At 64.4% G+C, this 20,640-nt stretch carries 24 protein-coding genes; 12 read left to right on the top strand and 12 right to left on the bottom strand.

The features are described from left to right. Positions 1-68 precede the first annotated feature (68 nt). Positions 69-1,724, bottom strand: a complete 1,656-nt coding sequence (locus HAP40_RS16830; RefSeq protein WP_166816757.1) for an acetolactate synthase large subunit — start codon at positions 1,722-1,724, stop codon at positions 69-71. A 204-nt stretch (positions 1,725-1,928) separates the two neighbouring features. Between HAP40_RS16830 and HAP40_RS16825 the strand changes: the two genes are divergently transcribed. The 4 genes from HAP40_RS16825 to HAP40_RS16810 all read left to right on the top strand — a co-directional run bounded on the left by HAP40_RS16825 (position 1,929) and on the right by HAP40_RS16810 (position 3,995). Next, positions 1,929-2,288 carry an MmcQ/YjbR family DNA-binding protein gene (locus HAP40_RS16825; RefSeq protein ID WP_166816758.1) on the top strand — a complete coding sequence of 120 codons (360 nt, stop codon included), beginning with the start codon at positions 1,929-1,931 and terminating at the stop codon, positions 2,286-2,288. A 111-nt stretch (positions 2,289-2,399) separates the two neighbouring features. Continuing rightward, positions 2,400-2,549 (top strand): hypothetical protein, encoded by a 150-nt coding sequence (locus tag HAP40_RS16820; RefSeq protein ID WP_166816759.1) that lies wholly within the window; start codon positions 2,400-2,402, stop codon positions 2,547-2,549. Positions 2,550-2,663: 114 nt separating this feature from the next. Then, the gene (locus tag HAP40_RS16815) at positions 2,664-3,536 is read left to right on the top strand and encodes a bifunctional helix-turn-helix transcriptional regulator/GNAT family N-acetyltransferase (protein WP_166816760.1); all 873 of its coding nucleotides are present in this window, start codon (positions 2,664-2,666) and stop codon (positions 3,534-3,536) included. 57 nt (positions 3,537-3,593) lie between these two features. Beyond that, a complete protein-coding gene (locus tag HAP40_RS16810) occupies positions 3,594-3,995 on the top strand; it encodes an ester cyclase (protein WP_166816761.1) in 402 nt (133 codons plus the stop codon). Between the two features lie 79 nt (positions 3,996-4,074). Here HAP40_RS16810 and HAP40_RS16805 read toward each other — a convergent pair whose 3' ends face one another. Then, positions 4,075-5,295 carry an MFS transporter gene (locus HAP40_RS16805; RefSeq protein WP_166816762.1) on the bottom strand — a complete coding sequence of 407 codons (1,221 nt, stop codon included), beginning with the start codon at positions 5,293-5,295 and terminating at the stop codon, positions 4,075-4,077. A gap of 372 nt (positions 5,296-5,667) precedes the next feature. On the opposite strand from HAP40_RS16805, the gene HAP40_RS16800 reads away from it, so the two are divergent. Beyond that, on the top strand, positions 5,668-6,126 hold the full coding sequence (locus tag HAP40_RS16800; RefSeq protein ID WP_166816763.1) for a cupin domain-containing protein: 459 nt from the start codon (positions 5,668-5,670) through the stop codon (positions 6,124-6,126). Positions 6,127-6,143: 17 nt separating this feature from the next. Here HAP40_RS16800 and HAP40_RS16795 read toward each other — a convergent pair whose 3' ends face one another. Together HAP40_RS16795 and HAP40_RS16790 are read right to left on the bottom strand one after the other, a co-directional pair. Continuing rightward, positions 6,144-6,722, bottom strand: coding sequence for a DUF308 domain-containing protein (locus tag HAP40_RS16795; RefSeq protein ID WP_166816764.1), 579 nt, complete (start codon positions 6,720-6,722; stop codon positions 6,144-6,146). 86 nt (positions 6,723-6,808) lie between these two features. Further along, entirely contained in the window at positions 6,809-7,393 is a 585-nt protein-coding gene (locus HAP40_RS16790) for a TetR/AcrR family transcriptional regulator (RefSeq protein WP_166816765.1), read from the bottom strand. A gap of 77 nt (positions 7,394-7,470) precedes the next feature. Between HAP40_RS16790 and HAP40_RS16785 the strand changes: the two genes are divergently transcribed. Beyond that, on the top strand, positions 7,471-7,971 hold the full coding sequence (locus tag HAP40_RS16785; RefSeq protein ID WP_166816766.1) for a peptide deformylase: 501 nt from the start codon (positions 7,471-7,473) through the stop codon (positions 7,969-7,971). Between the two features lie 57 nt (positions 7,972-8,028). Here the strand turns inward: HAP40_RS16785 and HAP40_RS16780 are convergent, their stop codons facing one another. Together HAP40_RS16780 and HAP40_RS16775 are read right to left on the bottom strand one after the other, a co-directional pair. Continuing rightward, positions 8,029-8,391 carry an ArsR/SmtB family transcription factor gene (locus tag HAP40_RS16780; RefSeq protein WP_166816767.1) on the bottom strand — a complete coding sequence of 121 codons (363 nt, stop codon included), beginning with the start codon at positions 8,389-8,391 and terminating at the stop codon, positions 8,029-8,031. Then, positions 8,391-9,053 (bottom strand): SRPBCC family protein, encoded by a 663-nt coding sequence (locus tag HAP40_RS16775; protein ID WP_166816768.1) that lies wholly within the window; start codon positions 9,051-9,053, stop codon positions 8,391-8,393. The genes HAP40_RS16780 and HAP40_RS16775 overlap by 1 nt, the downstream gene beginning before the upstream one ends. Before the next feature lie 175 nt (positions 9,054-9,228). Between HAP40_RS16775 and HAP40_RS16770 the strand changes: the two genes are divergently transcribed. Further along, entirely contained in the window at positions 9,229-9,579 is a 351-nt protein-coding gene (locus HAP40_RS16770) for a cupin domain-containing protein (protein ID WP_166816769.1), read from the top strand. 76 nt (positions 9,580-9,655) lie between these two features. On the opposite strand, the gene HAP40_RS16765 is transcribed toward HAP40_RS16770, so the two are convergent. Together HAP40_RS16765 and HAP40_RS16760 are read right to left on the bottom strand one after the other, a co-directional pair. Further along, positions 9,656-10,537: an AraC family transcriptional regulator gene (locus HAP40_RS16765; protein ID WP_166816770.1), complete on the bottom strand. Its 882-nt coding sequence runs from the start codon at positions 10,535-10,537 to the stop codon at positions 9,656-9,658. 84 nt (positions 10,538-10,621) lie between these two features. Continuing rightward, a complete protein-coding gene (locus tag HAP40_RS16760; RefSeq protein ID WP_166816771.1) occupies positions 10,622-11,413 on the bottom strand; it encodes an AraC family transcriptional regulator in 792 nt (263 codons plus the stop codon). Between the two features lie 127 nt (positions 11,414-11,540). On the opposite strand from HAP40_RS16760, the gene HAP40_RS16755 reads away from it, so the two are divergent. Continuing rightward, positions 11,541-13,091: a carboxylesterase/lipase family protein gene (locus HAP40_RS16755; protein WP_166816772.1), complete on the top strand. Its 1,551-nt coding sequence runs from the start codon at positions 11,541-11,543 to the stop codon at positions 13,089-13,091. A 6-nt stretch (positions 13,092-13,097) separates the two neighbouring features. Here the strand turns inward: HAP40_RS16755 and HAP40_RS16750 are convergent, their stop codons facing one another. Next, positions 13,098-14,351 (bottom strand): serine hydrolase domain-containing protein, encoded by a 1,254-nt coding sequence (locus tag HAP40_RS16750; protein WP_166816773.1) that lies wholly within the window; start codon positions 14,349-14,351, stop codon positions 13,098-13,100. A 75-nt stretch (positions 14,352-14,426) separates the two neighbouring features. On the opposite strand from HAP40_RS16750, the gene HAP40_RS16745 reads away from it, so the two are divergent. After that, a complete protein-coding gene (locus HAP40_RS16745; RefSeq protein WP_166816774.1) occupies positions 14,427-14,981 on the top strand; it encodes a YdeI/OmpD-associated family protein in 555 nt (184 codons plus the stop codon). A 196-nt stretch (positions 14,982-15,177) separates the two neighbouring features. Here HAP40_RS16745 and HAP40_RS16740 read toward each other — a convergent pair whose 3' ends face one another. Together HAP40_RS16740 and guaA are read right to left on the bottom strand one after the other, a co-directional pair. Next, positions 15,178-16,080, bottom strand: a complete 903-nt coding sequence (locus tag HAP40_RS16740) for an HNH endonuclease (protein ID WP_166816775.1) — start codon at positions 16,078-16,080, stop codon at positions 15,178-15,180. A 53-nt stretch (positions 16,081-16,133) separates the two neighbouring features. Next, positions 16,134-17,732 carry a glutamine-hydrolyzing GMP synthase gene (guaA, locus tag HAP40_RS16735; RefSeq protein ID WP_166816776.1) on the bottom strand — a complete coding sequence of 533 codons (1,599 nt, stop codon included), beginning with the start codon at positions 17,730-17,732 and terminating at the stop codon, positions 16,134-16,136. A gap of 148 nt (positions 17,733-17,880) precedes the next feature. Here guaA and HAP40_RS16730 point away from each other — a divergent pair, with 148 nt between their 5' ends. Further along, entirely contained in the window at positions 17,881-18,252 is a 372-nt protein-coding gene (locus HAP40_RS16730) for a nuclear transport factor 2 family protein (RefSeq protein WP_166816777.1), read from the top strand. Between the two features lie 18 nt (positions 18,253-18,270). Here the strand turns inward: HAP40_RS16730 and HAP40_RS16725 are convergent, their stop codons facing one another. After that, positions 18,271-18,723, bottom strand: a complete 453-nt coding sequence (locus HAP40_RS16725; RefSeq protein WP_166816778.1) for a winged helix-turn-helix transcriptional regulator — start codon at positions 18,721-18,723, stop codon at positions 18,271-18,273. Between the two features lie 92 nt (positions 18,724-18,815). Between HAP40_RS16725 and HAP40_RS16720 the strand changes: the two genes are divergently transcribed. After that, positions 18,816-20,072, top strand: a complete 1,257-nt coding sequence (locus tag HAP40_RS16720) for an MFS transporter (RefSeq protein WP_166816779.1) — start codon at positions 18,816-18,818, stop codon at positions 20,070-20,072. A 64-nt stretch (positions 20,073-20,136) separates the two neighbouring features. Beyond that, a complete protein-coding gene (locus HAP40_RS16715; RefSeq protein WP_166816780.1) occupies positions 20,137-20,469 on the top strand; it encodes a DHCW motif cupin fold protein in 333 nt (110 codons plus the stop codon). Positions 20,470-20,640 lie beyond the last annotated feature (171 nt).

Here is a 20,640-nt window from a genome sequence, read left to right as displayed (position 1 = left end):
TATCGTGCCACGATATATATCAAGGAATGGCTGGTATGACCCGCCCGCCCGTTCAACAGTCTGGGATGCTACTTCTCCCGCGCCCGCAATTCGTCGACCAGCACCCGCACGTTCTCCGCATAGTCGATCGGGATCACGACCAGGTGCACGCCGCCTTCCCTGAAGGCCGCATCGAGCGTCGGGCCGAAGCTGTCGATGCTCTCGATCCGATTTCCCTTCGCCCCATAGGCCTTCGCATAGAGGACAAAGTCCGGATTGCCAAAGGTCATGCCATAGTCGGCAAAACGATCGACGGCCTGCTTCCAGCGGATCATGCCGTAGGCGTTGTCTTCCAGCACCAGCACGACGAGATTCAGCTTGAGGCGGACGGCAGTCTCCATCTCCTGGCTGTTCATCATGAAACCGCCGTCGCCGGCGACAGCAAGGACGCGGCGGTCCGGATAGAGCATCGCGGCCATCATCGCCGACGGCAGGCCGGCGCCCATGGTCGCGAGCGCATTGTCGAGCAGCAGCGTGTTGGCGACGCGGGTGCGGTAGTTGCGCGCGAACCAGATCTTGTACATGCCGTTGTCGAGCGCGACGATGCCGTTCTCCGGGATCACCTGGCGAATGTCGTGCACGATCCGCTGCGGCGTCGGTGGCCACCGCGCCTCGGTGGCCCGGTCGGAGATGTGGCTGAGGATCTCTTCACGCAACGGCAGGAGCGCCGCGGCCTGCGGCAGCTTGCCTTCGAGCCGGTCCGCGAGCAGCTCCAGGCTCGGGCCGACGTCACCGACGACCTCGGCGTCGGGAAAATAGACCAGCTCGACGCTCGCCGGCGTGTAGCTCACGTGAATCACCTTCGGCCCCGACGGCCCCATGATGAACGGCGGCTTCTCGATCGGATCGTGGCCGATCGCGACGATCAAATCCGCGGCATCGATCGCGTCGTGAACGTAGTCGCGCTCGGACAGCGCGGCGGTCCCCATATAGAGATTGGTGCCGCCGGGCACGGTGCCCTTCCCCATCTGCGTGGTGAAGAACGGAATGCCGGTTCGTCGCACGAAGCTTGCGATGCCATGCGTCGATCGCGGCCGGCTGGTCGCAGCGCCCATCATCACCAAGGGGCGTTTCGCGGCCAAGATCATCTCCGCGGCGCGGTCGAGCGCCGCACGATGGGCGACCGGAATTTCGATCGGATGAACCGGGATCACGGGAACGGGCGGCACCTCATCGCCGGCGATGTCCTCCGGCAGTTCGAGATGCACCGGCCCCGGCCGCTCCTCCATCGCCACGCGAAAGGCGTCGCGCACCACGGTCGGGATGCTGGAGGCGCTGACGATCTGCCGCGACAGCTTCGTCAGCGGCTTCATGGTCGCGACCACGTCGACGATCTGGAAGCGCGCCTGCCGGCTGCTCATGATCGGCTTCTGGCCGGTGACCAGGATCATCGGCATCGCGCCGAGATGCGCGTAGGCGGCGCCAGTGGACAGATTGAGCGCGCCGGGTCCAAGCGTCGACAGACACACGCCGGGCTTGCCGGTCAGCCGTCCATGCGTGGCAGCCATGAAGGCGGCGGCCTGCTCGTGGCGGGTCAGGACCAGATCGATCCTGGAGGTGCGGAGCGATTCGACCAGATCGAGATTCTCCTCGCCGGGGACGCCGAAGATTTTGTCGACGCCTTCGTTCTCGAGCGCCGCGACAAACAGGTCCGATCCCTTCACCTTGTGGTCGTGCCGGTTCATGTCGCCTCCGCTTGTGTTCGCTCCCGTGTTCCACAGCAGCTGGCACATGGTAGCGGCCTGCAGTTCCGGCACAACTCACAAAGAGCGCAATACGGCATCAACTTCGCCATCGCCGTGCGAGCCAGGCGAAACAATCGAACGTCTGCCTCCAAGGACGCTGGCGCAAACGTTGCGTGTCGCACGCAACCTGCTATCGCTCCGGCCATGACGCCGAAGTGCTTTGAAGCCCGCTGCCTGCGCCTCCCCGCCGCGACAAAGGTCGTGCAATGGGAGGGCACGTCCGTGTTCAAGGTCGGCGGCAAGATGTTCGCGCTCGGCGGTGGCTTTGCCACGCGCTCCGGCAGCTACATGTTCAAGGTCTCCAACATGGCCTATGCCCTGCTGATCGAGCACGGCCTGGCGAGACCGGCGCCCTATCTGGCGCGCGCCAAATGGGTGCAGCTCGTCAGCAACAGCGCCCTGTCAGACGCAGAGCTCACGACCTATCTCGTGCACGCGCATGCGCTGATCGCGGGCAAGCTGCCCCGGAAGACCCGCAAGGAACTCGGGCTCGACCTGCCGTAAGCGGCGCAAGCTCTCTCCATAACGTGAAGGGGCGATGACCATCCTTCCCATTGGCCTCATGCTGCACCGCAACTAGCTACATGGAAAGTCCATTCCGGACGGAGACTTTCAATGACCAGGTCCAACACTGCACCCATCAAGACTCATCGCTACGAACTGGTGCACGGCGAAGGTGCCGATTTCGTCGCCTATCAGCGTCGCGAGGACGGAGTCTGGCAGACTTTTGCGATGTGGATGATTCCGCGCGCTGTCTGCGGCTAGATCGAACAAAGTCCGTCGACCTTGATCTCGTCCCTGAGGCAGCGCTTGCCTCGGACGCGTGTCGCCGGCGCTTCCGATTGACCTGCGCATGATATCTGACTAAAGTCAGACATCATGCTCGATGCCATTTCCCGCGTCCGCCGCTTCAATCGCGCCGTCACCTCTGCCGTCGGTGCGCTCGATACCTCGTTCCTGGGGCGCGGGCGGCCGCTCGGCGCGGCGCGGGTGCTCAACGCGATCGGGCACGGGCGTTCGGATGTCGCCGAGATCCGCGACTATCTCGGGCTCGATTCCGGGCTTATGAGTCGGCTGCTCCGCAGCCTCGAGGATGAGGGACTGGTCGAGACCACCACGCATGCGGACGACGCCCGCCGCCGCGTGGCAAAGCTGACGCGCACGGGCCGGCGCGAATTCGCGGCTTATGAGGCGCTGTCGAACGCTCAGGCCGAGGGCTTTCTGACACAGCATTCGCAAGCTGAGGCCTTGCTGGCGGCGATGGACCTGATCGCCTCCGCGCTGACGCGCGAGCGCGTCTCGCTGAACGAGATCGACCCGCAAAGCGCGGAGGCCCATTATTGCCTCGGCGAGTACTATGCCGAGCTCGGCCGCCGCTTCAAGCAGGGCTTCGACGTCTCGCTGTCGCGCGACCCCGATGCCAAGGACATGCGCCGCCCGCGCGGCACCTTCGTCGTTGCGATGTCGGATACGCTGCCGATCGGCTGCGTCGGGCTGAAGGGCACCGATCACGGCTATGCCGAGATCAAGCGGCTGTGGGTCGCGCCCGCCGCGCGCGGCTTAAGGCTCGGCCGCCGCCTGATGGATGCGACCGAGGATGCTGCGCGCGGGCTCGGCATCACGCTGCTTCGGCTCGACACCAACAGTGCCCTGCCCGAGGCCGGGCAGCTCTACCGCACCACCGGCTGGCGCGAGATCCCGCGCTTCAACGATGACCCCTACCCGGATCTGTTCTTCGAAAAACGGCTGTGACGCCGCGAGACGAATTCGCCTGCTGCTGCGTTGTGCTTGCAGCATGGGAGATTCACGATGAACAGCGGCGATCTCGCCGATTTCTACCGCAGCTACATCGCCTGCCTGAACCGGCAGGATTGGCCGGCCCTCGGCCAATTCGTGCATGACGATGTCGTCCACAACGGCCGGCCGTTCGGCCTGTCCGGCTATCGCGCAATGCTGGAGCAGGATTTTCGCGAAATTCCGGACCTGCGTTTCAACATCGCGCTGCTGGTCTCGGACCCGCCCAGTCTTGCCGCGCGGCTGCAGTTCGATTGCGCTCCGGCAGGAACGTTCCTGGGACTTCCCGTGAATGGAAGGCGGGTGTCCTTCTGCGAGAATGTGTTTTACGAATTCAGCGACGACAAAGTCCGTCATGTCTGGTCGGTGATCGACAAGACGGCGATCGAGGCGCAGTTATTGCCGCAGCTGCCGTAGCCCGGGTGAGCGAAGCGACACCCGGGACGCCGTACAATCCCGCATGTCGCTGCGCTCATGCGGGCTACGGGAGGTGGGCTCACGCCGGTGCCGGGGCCGCCTCGCCTTGCGGCCTTGCGAAGGGCCGGAATGTCATCGCCATAAGGAAGGCGCCGAGCCCCATCGCCCAGGAGGCGATGTAGAGCCAGGCATAGCTCGAGAATGCGTCGTAGATCAAACCGCCCGCGAGCGGGCCGGTTGCCATCCCGAGGCTGCCGGCCATCGCCGTGCCGCCGATCACCGTGCCCATCATCTTGAGCGGAAAGTTCTCACGGATGAGCACGGCGTAGAGCGGCATGGTGCCGGCATAGATGAAGCCGAACACGGCGCCGACCGCGTAGAACGTCGCGAGCTGATGCGCGAAGACATAGGCGAGCGCGCCGAATGCCTGGAGCAGCAGGCCCGAGACCAGCACGCGCTTGGCGCCGAAGCGGTCGCCGAGGAAGCCGAAGGCGATGCGGCCGCCGAGGCCAGCAAAACCCTCGATGCTGTAGATCGTCACCGCCGCGACCAGCGGAATGCCGCAGCTCACGGCATAGCTGACGGTGTGGATGATCGGGCCGGAATGGGTGGCGCAGCAGAAGAAGTTGGTCGCGAGCAGGATCAGGAATTGCGGGGAGCGCAGCGCCTCACCCGTCGACATCTCGCTTTGCGCAGCACCTTCGCTCCCCGGCGCGGCCGCGGCATGCGCGAGCGCGGGCGGACGGCGCACCAGGAACGAGACCGGAATCATGATGACGCCGACCACCAGCGCGACGATCTGCATCGAGGTGCGCCAGTCGTGGCCGGAGACGAGCCAGGCCGCGAACGGCGCCATCGTCATCGGCGCCATGCCCATGCCGGCCGAGACCAGCGAAACGGCGAGGCTGCGTTGGGTCTCGAACCAGCCGGTGACGGCCGCCATCATCGGCGCGAAGATCGCCGCGCACGCCGCCCCGACCAGGAGGCCGAACACGATCTGGAACACGATCAGCGAGGTCGCTTGGCTCGCCGCGAACAGGCTCAGCGTCAGCACGGTCGATCCCGTCAGCACCACCGGAAGCGGCCCGAACCTGTCGCTGAGCGTACCCCAGGCCATGCTGGTGAAGGCCATGGCCAGAAAGCCGATCGTCATCGCGCTGGAGATGCCGGTCACCGACCAGCCGGTGTCCTTCGCGATCGGCTGCAGGAACACCGGCAGCGAAAACATGCCGCCGATGGCAACGCAGCCGAGCAAGCCGCCGGCGGCGACGATCACCCAGCGATAGGGGGATTGGGTCATTCGGGTCTCCCGTCAGATCAGTCTGGGTGGAAGACGAACGGGAACGACGGCGACCGACACGACCACGTCATTTTTGCCGCACGCTTTTGTGAGCTGCCAACAAAATTGGAAAAACAACCCCATGCACAGTAGCCGGCCCCTGCATTCTCAAAGACTTACCGACCGGGAGATTGACCGGCCGAACGACACGAGCCTTGCCGACAATTCGCACCATCAGAGACCGGTTTGACACGTCGGGCAAAACACCTGCACAATGCCATCATCCCACAGAACCTGATCGCATCCACGACGTCCATCGTGATGATCCGTCGACCGCGTCCAGCGACGCGCCGCGATGTGGTCCACCATTTGCGCCGCGCAGGAAGATTGTCCATGCCGAAGATCGACCTCGCCACAGTGCCGGCCCGCAAGGGCTCCGGCTATCCCGCTCCCTTCAACGCGCCTTGCGCCGAGCGCATTCGCAAGCGGCTCGGCGACGCCGGAGGCCTGTCGGATTTCGGCGTCAATCTGATGCGCCTGCCGCCGGGCGGCTGGTCGAGCCAGCGGCACTGGCATTCGCACGAGGACGAGTTCGTCTATATCCTCGAAGGCGAAGTGACGCTGATCGAGGACGGCGGCGAAACCGTGCTGCGTGCGGGCGATTGCGCGGCCTTCCCCAAGGCCAGCGGCAACGGCCATCACATGATCAACAGGTCGGATGTGACGGCGGTCTATCTCGAGGTCGGCTCGCGCTCGCGAGAGGATCTCATCACCTGCTCCGACGTCGACATGATGAGCCCGGCATCCGACGGCCGCTTCCTGCACAAGGACGGCACGCCTTATCCGGCGTGACGCCCGTTGCGTAACCTTCACGCGGCCGCGCCGCGCCGCCATCCTGCGACGGTCAGCCAGACCGCCGAGACCAGGAAGTACAGCGCGCCGACCGCAGCATAGCCCGCGACGTTCGCGATCGACGGGATGGCAGGCATCGACGCCTGAAAGATGAAGAAGCCGCCCGCAAGAGCCGACTGGCCGCCGCTGAGCACCATGGCCCATTGCGCGCCGAAGAGCTTCCAGCGCCGCACGGCCGTGCCGAGCTGGAGCAATCCCGACAGGATCGCCCAGGCTCCGAAGATTCCGAGCACCCAGTTCATGCTGACCTGCAAGGCCAGGATGACCGCGATGGTGGTCGCCAGGCTGACCAGCGCGTTGAAACCCTGCGTGCGGTTCTGGTTCAAGCCGCCGCTGCAAAGCGCGTCCAGATAATTGGCCGCGGCATCCCATGCGGGATAGGCGACGAGCAATGTTGCCGCGATCACCGCAGAGGACGGCGCGATCGCAAAGGCTGCGATGACCCAGGCGAGGGAAAACGCGGCGCGCAGAAAGTAATATTGCTTCAGCCATTGCGTATGGTCTGCCGTGTCTGAAGTCACTTCATGATGTCTCATTGTCTTCTCCATACCTACTAGTTGGTAGTTTCATGCGACGCGGATTCCTCCCGCCGCCGCGATGGCTTGTGGCGGTATCGATCTCGTCAGTGCCTGGTGGAAAGCCGTTCCAGCAGCGGCCGGGTGATGGTGCCGAACATCTTGGGATCGCCATAGGCGCGCGCCGACAGCATCGCGCCGTGAACGGTCGCCATGAAACCCTCGGCCTCGACGCGGGCCGCGCTCGAGAGGTGGAGCCGGCCCTGCCGCTTGCCGCGCTCCAGGACCGAGGTCAGCCAGGAGGCCAGGGAGCGGAAGTGAGCCCTGACTTCGAGCGCCACCTCCTCGGGCAGGATCGGTAGCTCGCTGGCCAGCATCGCGCCCACGCAGAACGGAGCCGTCGCATCCTTGATGCACGCCTCCCAATAGGCGACGTAGCTCCGGAGCTGCTCGTCCGGATCTGCGACGTTGCGTTCGAGCGCCGACAGCCCCGCCTGGGCCTCCTCGCGATAGCGCGACACGAGGGTACGGACCAGATCGACCTTGCTGGCAAAATGATGATGAATGCTCGGCTTGCGGATGCCGACGACATCGGCGATGTCGGCGTAACTGAAGCCGTTGTAGCCGCCCGCGATGATCAGCGTGCGCGCGCAGGCGAGAATGTCGTCGGCCGTGGTGGATGGATTGCTCATGGCGAATGATCTACCTTTCAGTTGGTAGACAATCAAGCCGGGGTGCTTCAACGATCCGTGAGTGGTAGGAGCTTGCCATGACCGTCCGCCCCATCCTCCGCTATCCCGACCGCCGGCTCGCGAGCTCTGCCCGCCCCGTCACCGCGTTCGACGATGCCTTGCGCGAGCTCGCCCAGGATTTGCTCGACACGATGCGCGCCGCGCCCGGCATCGGCATTACCGCGCCGCATATTGGCGTGCCCTTGCGCGTCGTGGTGCTCGAGCTCGCCCCCAAGGACGGGCCGCAGACCTATATCAATCCCGAGATCACATGGGCATCGCCGGAGATGATCCTGCACCGCGAAGGCAGCGTCTCGATGCCCGGGGTCAACGACGAGGTGCAGCGCCATGCGCGGGTTCGGATCAGCTATCAGGATCTCGACGGCGAGACACGAAGCGAGGAATCGGAGGCCTTGCGCGCCGTCTGCCACCAGCACGAGATCGACCAGCTCGAAGGCACGTTCTGGATCCAGCGGCTGTCGCGACTGAAGCGGGAGCGGCTGATCAAGAAGTTCGAGAAGATCGCGCGGAGTTCGTAGGGAGGATGAGCGGAAGTGCGACCCTGCACACGCTCCTGTAGCTCGGATGGAGCCCGCTCACGCCCTCTTCCCGCCGCGCTTGATCATTGGCGCGTTGCGACGCTCGCGTTTGCCGCGCGCGATCTCGGTCGCCAGCGCGTCCAGCTTCGGCTCCCAGAAAGTCCGGAACTGGCCGATCCACGCATCGACCGCGCGAAGCCCCGCCACGTCGACCGAATAGAGGCGTCTTTGCGCCTCGGCCCGAACGTTGGCGAAGCCGCTCTCGCGCAGCACCTTGAGGTGCTGCGAGACCGCCGCCTGCGTGATGCCGAACTCGGCCCCGATCATTTCGACGACCTCGCCGGACGCCATTTCGCCGGGAGCCAGCAGCTCGAGGATGCGGCGGCGCACGGGATCGGCGAGGACCTCGAAGGCGTGCATCAGCTTCCCGTGCCGGGATGTGCGATATCGGGCGGCATCTCGCCGCGATAGAACGCGATGGTGCGGTCCGAGCGCTCCTTGGCCGAAGCCGGATCCACTCCGCTTGCGACATGTGCCGCGCGCCAATACTCGCCGCTCGTCGTCATGAACTCCTTGCCCTCGGGCGAGCCCATCCAGGCCTCGGCCGTCTCATGGTCCACCGATGCCCCGGTCGCAACGTAGCGCTCAAGTCCCGCAAGCGCGAGATCCCAGCCGATGCCCACCGCGCCCGGACCGAACTGATTCCAATGATCCTCGATCAGCGCGGTATGCTCAAGCGTCAAGCGCGCCTGACTTCGCTCTGCTGCCAGGCTGACGTCGATCCAGCTCATCGCACCGGCGAATTCCCACGTCGCTGCAAAATGGGTCGGCGGCGTGCAGGCGGTGATAGTGCCGCCGGCATTGCCCTTGAGTTGATACTTTCCGCCGAGCTGAAGGTCGCCCTCGACCGGCAGGAACCAGCGCGGGATGCGCTCCCTGCTGGTCACGGCGTCCCAGAGATCGTCGATGCCGGTGTCGTAAAGCCGCGTCAGCGTCACTGCGCTCGCCGCTTTGCCGTCCTTCTCGAAATTCCTCACCGAACGCGTAACAAGACCCAGGACCCTGGCGACGTCGATGTCCATTGCGCTTCTCCCGACTGGTTCGTTCGCGGAGGAATATCGGCCTACACTAATATAAGTCAATACTTATATTCATATGCGTCAAACCGCCTCGCAAGGCGATGCGAACCAAAGACCTGCTCAAGCGTCTATCGGTCCCCTCCCTACCCGCCGGGCCTGGTCAAGACGGAAGGAACTCATGAAAGTTCGCAAATTCGCCATCTCCGATGCTTCGCTCGAACGCTCGCCGGGACAGGACGGCGATATCTTCGCCGGCAATGTGATCGACCAGCGCCATGGCGGACCGATCACCATCGGCTTCGGCCGCTATGCGCCGAACCAGAGCCTGGACGAGAAGCTCACGGTTGACGATGTCATGCTCGTTTTGGAAGGCAAGCTTTCGGTCACGAGCAACGGCAGCACCGTCACCGCGGGTCCCGGCGAGATCGTCCACATGCCGAAGGGCGAGACGGTCACGATCCGCTCGCACGAGCAAGGCGCCGTCACCGCCTACGTCACCTATCCGCATTGGCAAGAGGCGCGAGAGTAAGGCGCGAGCTCGCCCGCGGCCCATCCTTCGAGACCCCGCCTGCGGCGGGCGTCTCGAACCATGGAGGCCGAGGTCGCTATTTCAGCGGCAGGAAAAGCTCCGCGACCGTCTCGTGCTCCGGCACGTCCGGGAAGAAGCTCAGCCGCTGGCAATAGATCGGGAAGTCGCGCGCTTCCTCTCCGCTGGCGGGAAGCCAGTCGCGATAGAGGTAGAGCGCGGCCGGCTCCAGATTGTCGGTGTAACCGACGACGCGCAACACGGCGCAGCGTCCGCCGGGAATCTCACCGGCCTTGACCGCCTCGCCGACAGCCGCGATCGGCCGGTCGGTGCCGACGCAAAGGTCCACGCTGTAATTGGCGGGCGTCGCGGGGCGCCGCTCGGACCGCCAGACATTGAAGGTTGGATGTGTGCTGGGGTGGAGACCGGCGGCCTTGCGCCAGGCGATGAAGCGCTGGATGGTCGCGGGCAGCGTCGCCGGATCGCCGCGGTGCTCCATGATCGCAATTCTCGTGGTGGGCACGTCGCGGATCGTCACATCGCCGGTGGTGAAGTTTCTCTGCATGAGCTTGCTCCTCGCGAGGTCGAGAGGCCCGAAGGCCGCAAGCCACGGTTCCCACACGGGCGATTTCCGGAACGACGACGGCGATTGCCCGAACCGTTGCCGAAAGGCGCGGGCGAAGGCATCAGGTGCGTCGTAACCGGCGTTCATCGCGATGTCGGTGACACCGAGTGCGTCCATGTGGGCGAGCTGATGCGACGCGCGCTTCATGCGGGCCAGCTGGACGTAGCGATGCACCGACAGGCCGAAGGTCGCGGTGAACTGCCGGTGGAAATGGAATTTCGAGAAGGCCGCGACAGCGCTCAGCGTTTCGAGAGCCAGATCATCGTCGAGATGCCGGTCGATATGCTCCAGCACCCGCCGCATCCGGTCCTGGTAGTTTTGCAGCGCCGCCTTCATCGTCCCTCCTCCGTGGCGGCTCCCAGTTAGGCGCATGTGGCCATGGTCTGCTCGACCGATCTTGCGGTTGTGGCAGGGATGGACTTACGAATCCTTCGCGATACTTGCCAGATATTTCGCCGGCGGCTTGCCCAGCGCCTTCTTGAACATGGTGATGAAGGCTGCGACGGACTCGTAACCGAGATCGGCGGACACCTGCTGCACGCTTGCGCCTGACGTCAGCTCCCGCAGCGCGACGATCAGGTGCAATTGCTGACGCCAGCGCCCGAAGGTCAGGCCGGTCTCGCTGACGATGAGACGCGCCAGGCTGCTCTCGCTGAGACCGACGCGCCTCGCCCATTCCGCCAGCGTCCTGCGATCGGAGGGATTTTCTGCCAGTGTCGTAGCGATTTTCTTCAGCCGCGGCTCGGACGAGAGCGGCAGATGGAGCTGCTGAACCGGCATGCGGGGGAGCTCGCGCAGGAGGACGCTCGCCAGCAGCTCCCGCCTCGCCTCGTCGTCGCCGACGTGATCGGACAAGTCGACGATCAATTCACGCAGCAGCGGCGAGATCGACAGCGTGCAGCATCGATCCGGCAGATCGACGATGTCAGGCTCGATGTAGAGGAAAAACAGCCGGGCGTTCGCCGTCGCGAGATTGCTGTGCTGCATGCCTCCGGGAATCCACACCGCGCAATGCGGTGGCACCATCCAGAGACCGTTGGGAACGCGACATGTCACGCCGCCGCCCAGCGCGAACACAAGCTGGCCCTTGCGATGCCGATGATCGGGCACCTCCCCCTTGGTCCCAACCACGTCAACGCGCACGGCGATGACCGGCGCGGAAAGGTCATCGACATCGAGATTCGACCAGGGGAAGCGAAGGGGCTGGCGCATGCTTGCGGTTTTTTAGTCATTGATTGGCTGAATATCTAAATTCATCCAAGACCGAAGTCGATAGGTTTCCGCGTGAAAGCCCGCTCACGACGCGGCGGCCGCGGGCCCGCGATTGAGAGATACGACCATGCATGCCCTCAAGGCCTCGACAGCAACCGAACTTGGACGGCAGATCGGCACCCACGCCGGCTTCGTGCGTGGCAGCCCGCGGGATGCACGCGGCGTGCTGGCGTTCAAGGGCATTCCCTACGCGGCACCGCCGGTCGGACCGCTGCGGTGGCGCGCACCGCAGCCGCCGGCGCCCTGGGACGGTGTTCGCGATGCGCTGGTCTTTGGCGCAGGCTGCCTGTCGGCGCTGGAGAACGACCATCGGCCGGGACCGCGCGACGAGGATTGCCTCTATCTCAACGTCTGGACCGCAGCGAAGCACGCCGACGAGAAGCGGCCCGTGATGGTGTGGATTCACGGCGGCGGTTTTCAGTTCGGCTCCGCTTCGAACCCCGCGACCGACGGCGGCGCGCTGGCAGCCAAGGGGGTCGTCGTCGTCAGCTTCAATTATCGTCTCGGCATCTTCGGCTTTTTCGCCCACCCCTATCTCGACACGGAAGCGCCGTCAGGCAATTACGGCCTGCAGGATCAATTGATGGCGCTGCGCTGGGTGAAGGCCAACATTGCGGGCTTCGGCGGCGACCCCGATAATGTCACCCTGTTCGGCGAATCCGCCGGCGCCATGGCCGTCGGCATCTTGATGGCCTCGCCGCGCGCACATGGATTGTTTCACAAGGCCATCGGACAGAGCGGCGCGTTCTGGGATGGCAGGCATGGACCGCTCCAGACTTTCGATGAAGCCCGGGCGCGGGGTCGCGCCTTCGCGCGACAGCAAGGCAATGCGTCGATCGCGGATTTGCGCACCATGCCGGCCGTCCGCCTGAACGCAGCCGCCCCGTGGAGTTTCAAGTCCAGCCCCGTCGTTGCGGCCTTCTCACCGAGCATCGATCATCACGTGGTGCCTGACGTGCCCGCGAGGCGATTCCTGCGCGGCGAACAGATGCAGATCCCCTTGCTGGCGGGCTGGAATGCCACCGAGGAATTCCCTTTCGCTGCGCAATCGCTTCCCGATCAATCGGCGAAAGCCTTTCTCGCCGCCGCTGAGGCGATGTTCGGCCGTGAGCGCCTGGTCGATTTTCTCAAGGTCTATCCTGCCGGATCAGACGCGCAGGCCAAGGCGTCCGCGGCCGCGCTCACCGGCGATATCGTGGTGGGCGAGCAGTGCTGGCAGTGCCTGCGGCTGCATCGACGGTCCGGACGCGTGCCCGTCTACGGCTATCTGTTCAGCTATACCTCCCCCTACACGCCGATCGCCTCGCACGTCACCGAGATCCCGTTCGTGTTCGGCACGCTGACGCCGCAGCAGGTGATCGGCAGCACGACGCCACCGGCCGAACAGGACCGCGCACTGGCGCGGACGATGATGAGCTATTGGGTGAATTTCGCGAGCCGCGGCAACCCCAATGGCCCAGGCCTGCCGCCCTGGCCTGGCTATGATGAGACCGACGTCGTGCAGAACTTCGACACGGCGATCGAGGCCCGCCCCAATCCGCACGCCGCCCGCTTCCGCTTCCTCGACAGTTTCAGGCAGGACGGCGTGCTGCCGCTGCGCTGGCGCGAGGTGCGTTAGGCGCCCTCACCCGCCCGCCATCAGCGCCTTCGCGAGCGCCATGTAGGCTGGCAGCGTGACGGGGTCGTTGGCGGCGTTGCCGGCCATGGGATGCGAGGCGTAGCGCGCGATCACCATCTCGGCTTTGGGATCGATGTAGATGCCCTGGCCGTGGACGCCGCGCGCCATGTAGGCGCCGTGGGCGTTGTGGCTGACCCACCATTGATTGCGGTACGAAGCGCCGGGCAGCGTGGTGTAGCCGGCCGGCTTGAACTTTTCGGGGTCGCCGCCGCGCGCGATGTCCTCGACCACCTGCGAGGGCACGATATGGTGGCCGTTGAAGCGGCCGTGATTGCGCATGGTCTCGCCGAAGCGGGCGAGATCTCGCAGTGTCGTGGAGAGGCCGCCGCCGCCGCTCTCGGTGCCGATGCGGTCGACGTGATAATGCGCATCCTCCTCCGCGCCCATCGGCTGCCAGATGCGCTCGGAGAGAAGATCGGACAGCGTCATGCCGCTGGCGCGCCTGACGATCCAGGCCAGCACGTCGGTGTTGACGGTCTTGTAGGCAAAGGCCTTGCCGTGCTCGCCCTGCTTCTTCTGCGCGACGAGAAAGTCAAAGATCGTGGTCGCGCCTTCGTAACCCGGCGGAATCGGCGCCATGCCGTTGGCGCGCCGCAGGCCCCACACGTCCGAATTCTTGTCGGTATAGACCTCGGTGTAGAGCAGCCCCGTGGTCATATCCATGACCTCGTGCACCCGCGCGTCGCCGAACGCGCTCGCCTTCAGCTCCGGCACATAGTCGGTCACGGGTGCCTGCGGATCGATCGTGCCCTCCGCGACCAGCATGCCCGCGAGAACGCCGGTGAACGACTTCGTCACCGACATCGCGATATGCGGCTTGTGCGGCTTCAACGCGCCGAAATAACGCTCATGGATCAGCTTGCCCCGATGCAGCACCGCGATGCCGTCGGTGTAGGTCTCCTCCAGCATGTTTGCGAAGGTCATGGGCCGGCCGTCCAACGTGGTCGAGCCGACCGCGCCGATGTCGTGGTCCTGGCGCGGCAACACCGACGCCGGCCCCGCCCCGCGCCAGACATTCACCGTCGGCACCAGCTGGCGGATGTTGCTCCAGGCCCAGCGCAGCTCTGGGAAGCTGCGGAACGAGCCGTCCTGGAAGGTGATGGTGCGGTCGGGGGACGGCGGGAAGCCCTGCATCCAGCCCAGGGTTTCGGGGTCGGTGGCGGGTGCAGGCTGCTGGCTGGCGGCGGCGGGAACTGACATGAACACTTGCTCCAGAGGTGATGGATCGTCGTATCATCAGACGGCGTGGTGCAACAACGGAGGTGCAGCTTGGAGATGGCGTATCGAGAGCGGTGGCAGGCCGAGATTGCCGAGCTGCAAGCGATCCTGTCCGGGTTCGACTTGAAAGAGGAGCGGAAGTGGGGAAAGCCCTGCTACACGCTGGATGGGAAAAACGTCGTCATCATCCAGGACTTCAAGGAATATTGCGCATTGGGCTTCTTCCAGGGTGCGCTGCTGAAGGACCCGAAGAAGCTGCTGGTACAGCTCGGGCAGGTTCAGGCCGGCCGGGTGATGAAGTTCACCGGCGTCAAGGAGATCGCAGCGAAGACGTCCACCATCAAGGCCTATTTGCGCGAGGCCATGGCGGCGGCGAAGGCCGGACTGAAGGTCGAGACGAAACCCCGCGAGTTACCCGTCCCTGACGAGCTAAAAGACAAGTTCCGCAAAGACCCGAAGTTCAAGCGCGCGTTCGAGGCGCTGACGCCGGGCCGGCAACGGGGATATTTGTTTCACTTCACCGGCGCGAAGCAATCCGCGACGAGGACTGCGCGGATCGAGAGGGCGATGCCTGCGATCTTCGAAGGACGAGGGTTTCAGGAGCGGCGATAGATCGAAGACCGTAGGGCGTCACCGACATCGAGATACGCGGCTTGTGCGGCTTCAACGCGCCAAAGTAGCGCTCATAGATCAGCTTGCCCCGATGCAGCACCGCGATGCCGTCGGTGTAGCTGAGGTCGTAGCGTGCAAGAGCGCGGTCCACATCAAGCACTTGTGCCGGGCTGAAGCGCGTGACTCTCGGAGCTCGCTATTGCTTGAAGCAATGTTCGCGGTGCCACTGCAGGAAATGTGGATGCGGCCGATCCGACGGTCTTCTTGGCTCAAGCGCACGACCAGTCTTGTTGATGACCGATCGAACTCCTTCCAGATCGTTTGTCTGACGCGAGATCAATATTTCCAGATCATCCGCCAAACTAATCAAACCACGATCGAACATCCAATGAGCGGTGCCGGATAGTGCGATCCCGTTGCTTACGATGTCCGGCCCGTTTGCCTCTACCGGGCGAATATGCGCCGCCGCGACCTCTGCGCGTCCCATTCCATTAATGAGCTTTAGCCCAGTAATGACGCAACGCTCGTCGTAGGCGCGCAATACAATCCGACGAAAAACGCGATCGCGCAGAACTCGCGATACTGTAAGGCTGACGCGATCGCGCTGCTGCTCAAAGATGAACGGCGCCTGCTCTCTCTCTTCGAATTGAGATAGCCGAACATCGGCATCAACTCGGGGCAGCAATGGAGCACCTTCCGCAAAACCGAGCTCGAATATTCTATTGAAATCGTCGGGCGAAATTGGACGGACTGCCGACTGAGCGCGTCCCGAAATTCGCCCCTGCTCATTCAGGACGCCCCGCTCCACGGGACCTGTCGGCCCGTTGAAAGCGACCGGATTGGCAAAATCCAGATAGCTTCCGGGCTCGATTAGAGCGAGATACATCCCCGAAGCTGCTGGGTCAGGAATAACCCGCTGAACCCGCGCAATCGCAAAATAGCCGCGCGTCTCGGCTACCTTGCTCGGTTCGTAATAGATGATCCAATCGCCGATACAGGCTTCGACGCGACGCAGATACTGACCGGGAAACTGATATCGTTCAGCCGGGCTGTCATCGTAGATCGAGTCCGATCGATGAATGAATACCCCAAATCCCATGATCTACGCGGCGCAGCCTCGTCGGAGCGCGACAGATCGAATAGGCATCCTCCTCACTCCCACTCAATCGTCCCAGGCGGCTTGCTCGTCACGTCGTACACCACCCGGTTCACGCCCTTCACCTCGTTGATGATGCGCGTGGCGGTCTCGCCCAGGAACTTCATGTCGAACTGGTAGAAGTCCGCGGTCATGCCGTCGGTGGAGGTGACGGCGCGTAAGCCCACGACGTAGTCATAGGTGCGGCCGTCGCCCATGACGCCGACGGTCTTCACCGGGAGCAGCACCGCAAAGGCCTGCCAGATCTCGTCGTAGAGGCCGTGCTTGCGGATCTGGTCGATGTAGACGGCGTCGGCTTTCCTGAGGATGTCGAGCTTGTCGCGGGTGATGTCGCCGGGGCAGCGGATTGCGAGGCCCGGGCCCGGGAACGGATGGCGGCCGACGAAGATTTCGGGCAGGCCGAGCTCGCGCCCGAGCTTGCGCACCTCGTCCTTGAACAGCTCGCGCAGGGGCTCGACGAGCTTCATGTTCATGCGCTCGGGAAGTCCGCCGACATTGTGGTGCGACTTGATCGTCACCGAGGGGCCGCCGGTGAAGGAGACGCTCTCGATCACATCAGGGTAGAGCGTTCCTTGCGCGAGGAAATCGGCGCCGCCGATCTTCTTCGCCTCCTGCTCGAACACCTCGATGAAGAGGCGGCCGATGGTCTTGCGCTTCACTTCCGGGTCGGTGACGCCTTCGAGCTCGCCGAGGAATTGCTTCGATGCGTCCACGTGGACGAGCGGGATGTTGTAATGGTGGCGGAACAGGTCGACGACGGTCTTGGCTTCGTCGAGGCGGAGCAAGCCGTGATCGACGAAGACGCAGGTGAGCTGGTCGCCGATGGCTTCGTGGATCAGCACGGCGGCAACAGCTGAATCGACGCCGCCGGAGAGGCCGCAGATCACCTTGCCCTTGCCGACCTGCTGGCGGATCTTTGCGATCTCCTCCTCGCGGAAGGCACGCATGGTCCAGTCGCCGGTGAGGCCTGCGATCTTGCGGACGAAGTTGCGGATGAGCTTGGCGCCGTCGGGCGTATGCACCACTTCGGGGTGGAACATCAGGCCGTAATATTTGCGCGTCTCGTCCTGGATGATCGCGAACGGCGCGTTCGGCGAGGTGCCGGCGACGGAGAAGCCCGGTGGCATCTTGGTGATGCGATCGCCATGGCTCATCCAGACCTGGTTCTTGCTGCCTGACGACCAGACGTCCTCGAACAGCTTGCTCGCTGCCTTGACCTCGACATCGGCGCGGCCAAACTCGCGGTGATGGCCGCCCTCGACTTCGCCGCCGAGCTGCGCCGCCATGGTCATCTGGCCGTAGCAGATGCCCATCACGGGCACGCCGGAGGCGAAGATCAGCTGCGGGGCGCGGGGCGAGCCGGCCTCATGCACGGACTCGGGGCCGCCGGAGAGAATCACCGCTTTCGGCTTCATCTCCTTGAAAGCCTCTTCGGCCTTGTTGAAGGGGACGATCTCGCAATAGACGCCGTCCTCGCGCACGCGGCGCGCGATCAGCTGCGTCACCTGGCTGCCGAAGTCGACGATGAGAATCTTGTCGTGCGCCGAGGCCACCGAGGGCGTCGACGCGGAGCGGTCGTTCTGTGCTGCTGTCATGGCCAGCAGATACGCGACGGAGCGACTGCCCGCAACCGCGGGGGCCGGGCGCCCACATGCTTCTTTGGGCATGGACAGGCGGCACATAGGTAAGTATTATTGACCTAATTTGGGCTCAGTTGAAACAGAGCCGATCAGGGAGAACGCCATGTCACTGCACCACCCGCCATCGACGCTCGCCGCGCTCGGCCGCACCTGGATCGAGGCCTGGAATGGGCGCGACCTCGACCGTGTGCTCGCACTCTATGAAGAGGCGGCCGTGATGACCTCGGACCGCATCCCGGCGCTGGGATTCGATGCCAGCGGCACCCTGCGCGGCAAGGCCGCCTTGCGTGCTTACTGGGGCAAGGCGTTGGGGCTGCTGCCGAAGCTGCATTTCTCGCTGATCGAACTGTTCGTCAGCCCGGATAGCGTCGTGGTGTTCTACGAAAACGAGCGGGGCAAAAAGATCTGCGAGTATCTGCGGCTGAATGCGGCTGGTAAGATCGTGCAGGGATCGGCGAACCATTTGCCTCATTAATTCGCCGGCGTCGCGACATCAGCGCTTGCGCGCACTGGCCTTTCGCACCTTCGTGTCCGACCAGGTCAGCGGCTGGCCGGTTCGCGACGGCAGCACCAGCGGCCCGACCGGCTGGCCGGCCTGGTCCACCAGGTCGGAATGCGCCTCGCCACGCGCGTAAAGATGCGCCTCGCCCCATTGGCGCAGACCGACGATGACGGGAAACAGGTCGCGTCCCCGCCTCGTCAGCGCATATTCCCGATACGCGCTGCCGTCGGATGCCGGAACCAGCTCGAGCACGTCGAGCTCGACCAGTTTCTGCAGGCGCGTGCTGAGCATGCCCTTGGCAATGCCGAGGTTCTTCTGGAAATCGCCGAATCGACGCAGCCCGTCGAAGGCATCGCGCACGATCAGGAGCGACCACCAGTCCCCGATAGCATCCAGCGCACGCGCCACTGGGCATTCGGCCTTGGCAAAACCCGTTCGCTTCAAAGTCTCCCTCCCATTTGGTCTTAAAATAAGACTAGACAGCCGCACGCGCAACTGGTCCTATTATAGTACCAAATAAGAGCCGGAGACGAGAGATGACCAGCAGCGAACGCGCCAACCCGATGCACAAGGCCGGGACGGCCGGGCCCGGGCTTTCCTCCGCCATGGCGCTCCTGCTGGCGACGGCTTGCGGCCTCAGCGTTGCGAACATCTATTTCGCCCAGCCATTGCTCGACGCGATGGCCAGGGACTTCGGCATCGCTCCCGCAGCGATCGGCATGGTCGTGACCTTCACGCAGATCGGCTACGCGTTCGGCCTGATCCTGATCGTGCCGCTGGGCGACCTCTGGGATCGCCGGCGCCTGATCACGGGCCAGATTGCATTGACGGCGATCGGACTGGTGGTCGTCGGCACCGCATCGCACGCCGCGGTGCTGCTCGCGGGACTGGCACTGGTCGGCGTGCTTGCCGTTGTCGTTCAAATTCTCGTCGCCTTTGCCGCAACGCTCGCAGCACCGGAAGGCCGGGGCCGCGCCATCGGGACGGTGACGAGCGGCGTTGTCGGGGGAATCCTGCTGGCGCGCTTCGCCTCGGGCGCACTTGCCGATATCGGCGGATGGCGCACGGTCTACCTCGTTTCGGCCGGCCTCATGCTCGCCATGGCGGTTTTGCTGTGGTGCGTCCTCCCTCGCGGCCCGCACGCGACAATGGCCGGCTCCTCGTATCGGTCGCTGCTGCGCTCGACGGCGGTGTTGTTCGCCCAGGAACCGATCCTGCGCGAGCGGGCCTTGTTTGCGTTCCTGATCTTCGCCGATCTCAACGTGTTCTGGACGTCGATCGTCCTGCCGCTCTCGGCGCCCCCTTTTTCGCTGTCGCATACGACGATTGGACTGCTCGGCATCGCCGGCTTCGCCGGAGCGCTCGGCGCGCGCAACGCCGGCCGGCTCGCCGATCTTGGATGGGCGCAACGCACCACCGGACTGTCGCTCATGTTGATGCTCGTCGCCTGGGCCGCGATCGCCTCCCTGCATGCCTCGCTCTGGTTCGTCGTTGCGGGCGTGATCATGCTCGATCTCGGGTTGCAGGCCGTGCACGTCACCAGCCAGAGCCTGATCGTCGCCGCGCGTCCCGACGCAGCGAGCAGGCTGGTCGGAGGCTACATGGTCTTCTATTCGATCGGCAGCGCAGCCGGCGGAATCGCGGCGACCATGGTCTACGCGGTGGCGGGCTGGAGCGGCGTCTGCATGCTGGGTTCCGGAATCAGCGCCGCTGCACTCCTGGTCTGGGTCATCAATGCGAGCAGGATGCAGCAGGCGGCCGGCTGCGCTCTGACGGCCTCGCCGCCCAGGTAAAGTGCACGACCCGGAGATCGGAATAGGCTAAAAGCGTGCGCCGCATCGAGCCAGATTCCTCCCCATGCAAATCCCCACCTCACCCTTCACCGTCACCGACTGGAGCAAGGTCGAGCCGACCACGCATCCCGGCGAGGCCGGCGAGGCCAAATGGCGCACGCTCGAGATCGGCGATCTCCGGGTCCGGATGGTGGAGTATTCGCCGGGTTATCGCGCCGATCATTGGTGTGATCGCGGCCACGTGCTCTACGTGCTCAAGGGCGAGCTCGACAGCGAGCTGCGCGACGGGCGCAAATTCAAGCTGACGGCGGGGATGAGCTACCAGGTTTCGGATTTCGGCGACGCCGCCCATCGGTCCTCGACGGCCGTCGGCGCGACGCTCTTCATCGTCGACTGAGACGCGCGAGCGGTTAATTTGCACCGCAAAATAGCAAAGTCGCGGGAGATGCCGAGCCACGGGTGGTGCCTTGAAGTGGCCCCAAATCCTCGCTATATTGTGATCATCGATACTTGGCCGAACGACTGGGCCGCTTCGCTTCGTTGCTGACGGGCGCGCACGCTTCAGATG

The organism is Bradyrhizobium sp. 1(2017), from assembly GCF_011602485.2.
Taxonomy (GTDB): Bacteria; Pseudomonadota; Alphaproteobacteria; order Rhizobiales; family Xanthobacteraceae; genus Bradyrhizobium.
This window is presented reverse-complemented; position numbering and strand designations above follow the sequence as displayed.

Excerpts from the sequence above, each read along its gene's own strand:
- HAP40_RS16830 (WP_166816757.1), bottom strand. The coding sequence starts at position 1,724 with ATGAACCGGCACGACCACAAGGTGAAGGGATCGGACCTGTTTGTCGCG.
- HAP40_RS16825 (WP_166816758.1), top strand. The coding sequence starts at position 1,929 with ATGACGCCGAAGTGCTTTGAAGCCCGCTGCCTGCGCCTCCCCGCCGCG.
- HAP40_RS16820 (WP_166816759.1), top strand. The coding sequence starts at position 2,400 with ATGACCAGGTCCAACACTGCACCCATCAAGACTCATCGCTACGAACTG.
- HAP40_RS16815 (WP_166816760.1), top strand. The coding sequence starts at position 2,664 with ATGCTCGATGCCATTTCCCGCGTCCGCCGCTTCAATCGCGCCGTCACC.
- HAP40_RS16810 (WP_166816761.1), top strand. The coding sequence starts at position 3,594 with ATGAACAGCGGCGATCTCGCCGATTTCTACCGCAGCTACATCGCCTGC.
- HAP40_RS16805 (WP_166816762.1), bottom strand. The coding sequence starts at position 5,295 with ATGACCCAATCCCCCTATCGCTGGGTGATCGTCGCCGCCGGCGGCTTG.
- HAP40_RS16800 (WP_166816763.1), top strand. The coding sequence starts at position 5,668 with ATGCCGAAGATCGACCTCGCCACAGTGCCGGCCCGCAAGGGCTCCGGC.
- HAP40_RS16795 (WP_166816764.1), bottom strand. The coding sequence starts at position 6,722 with ATGAGACATCATGAAGTGACTTCAGACACGGCAGACCATACGCAATGG.
- HAP40_RS16790 (WP_166816765.1), bottom strand. The coding sequence starts at position 7,393 with ATGAGCAATCCATCCACCACGGCCGACGACATTCTCGCCTGCGCGCGC.
- HAP40_RS16785 (WP_166816766.1), top strand. The coding sequence starts at position 7,471 with ATGACCGTCCGCCCCATCCTCCGCTATCCCGACCGCCGGCTCGCGAGC.
- HAP40_RS16780 (WP_166816767.1), bottom strand. The coding sequence starts at position 8,391 with ATGCACGCCTTCGAGGTCCTCGCCGATCCCGTGCGCCGCCGCATCCTC.
- HAP40_RS16775 (WP_166816768.1), bottom strand. The coding sequence starts at position 9,053 with ATGGACATCGACGTCGCCAGGGTCCTGGGTCTTGTTACGCGTTCGGTG.
- HAP40_RS16770 (WP_166816769.1), top strand. The coding sequence starts at position 9,229 with ATGAAAGTTCGCAAATTCGCCATCTCCGATGCTTCGCTCGAACGCTCG.
- HAP40_RS16765 (WP_166816770.1), bottom strand. The coding sequence starts at position 10,537 with ATGAAGGCGGCGCTGCAAAACTACCAGGACCGGATGCGGCGGGTGCTG.
- HAP40_RS16760 (WP_166816771.1), bottom strand. The coding sequence starts at position 11,413 with ATGCGCCAGCCCCTTCGCTTCCCCTGGTCGAATCTCGATGTCGATGAC.
- HAP40_RS16755 (WP_166816772.1), top strand. The coding sequence starts at position 11,541 with ATGCATGCCCTCAAGGCCTCGACAGCAACCGAACTTGGACGGCAGATC.
- HAP40_RS16750 (WP_166816773.1), bottom strand. The coding sequence starts at position 14,351 with ATGTCAGTTCCCGCCGCCGCCAGCCAGCAGCCTGCACCCGCCACCGAC.
- HAP40_RS16745 (WP_166816774.1), top strand. The coding sequence starts at position 14,427 with ATGGCGTATCGAGAGCGGTGGCAGGCCGAGATTGCCGAGCTGCAAGCG.
- HAP40_RS16740 (WP_166816775.1), bottom strand. The coding sequence starts at position 16,080 with ATGGGATTTGGGGTATTCATTCATCGATCGGACTCGATCTACGATGAC.
- guaA (WP_166816776.1), bottom strand. The coding sequence starts at position 17,732 with ATGACAGCAGCACAGAACGACCGCTCCGCGTCGACGCCCTCGGTGGCC.
- HAP40_RS16730 (WP_166816777.1), top strand. The coding sequence starts at position 17,881 with ATGTCACTGCACCACCCGCCATCGACGCTCGCCGCGCTCGGCCGCACC.
- HAP40_RS16720 (WP_166816779.1), top strand. The coding sequence starts at position 18,816 with ATGACCAGCAGCGAACGCGCCAACCCGATGCACAAGGCCGGGACGGCC.
- HAP40_RS16715 (WP_166816780.1), top strand. The coding sequence starts at position 20,137 with ATGCAAATCCCCACCTCACCCTTCACCGTCACCGACTGGAGCAAGGTC.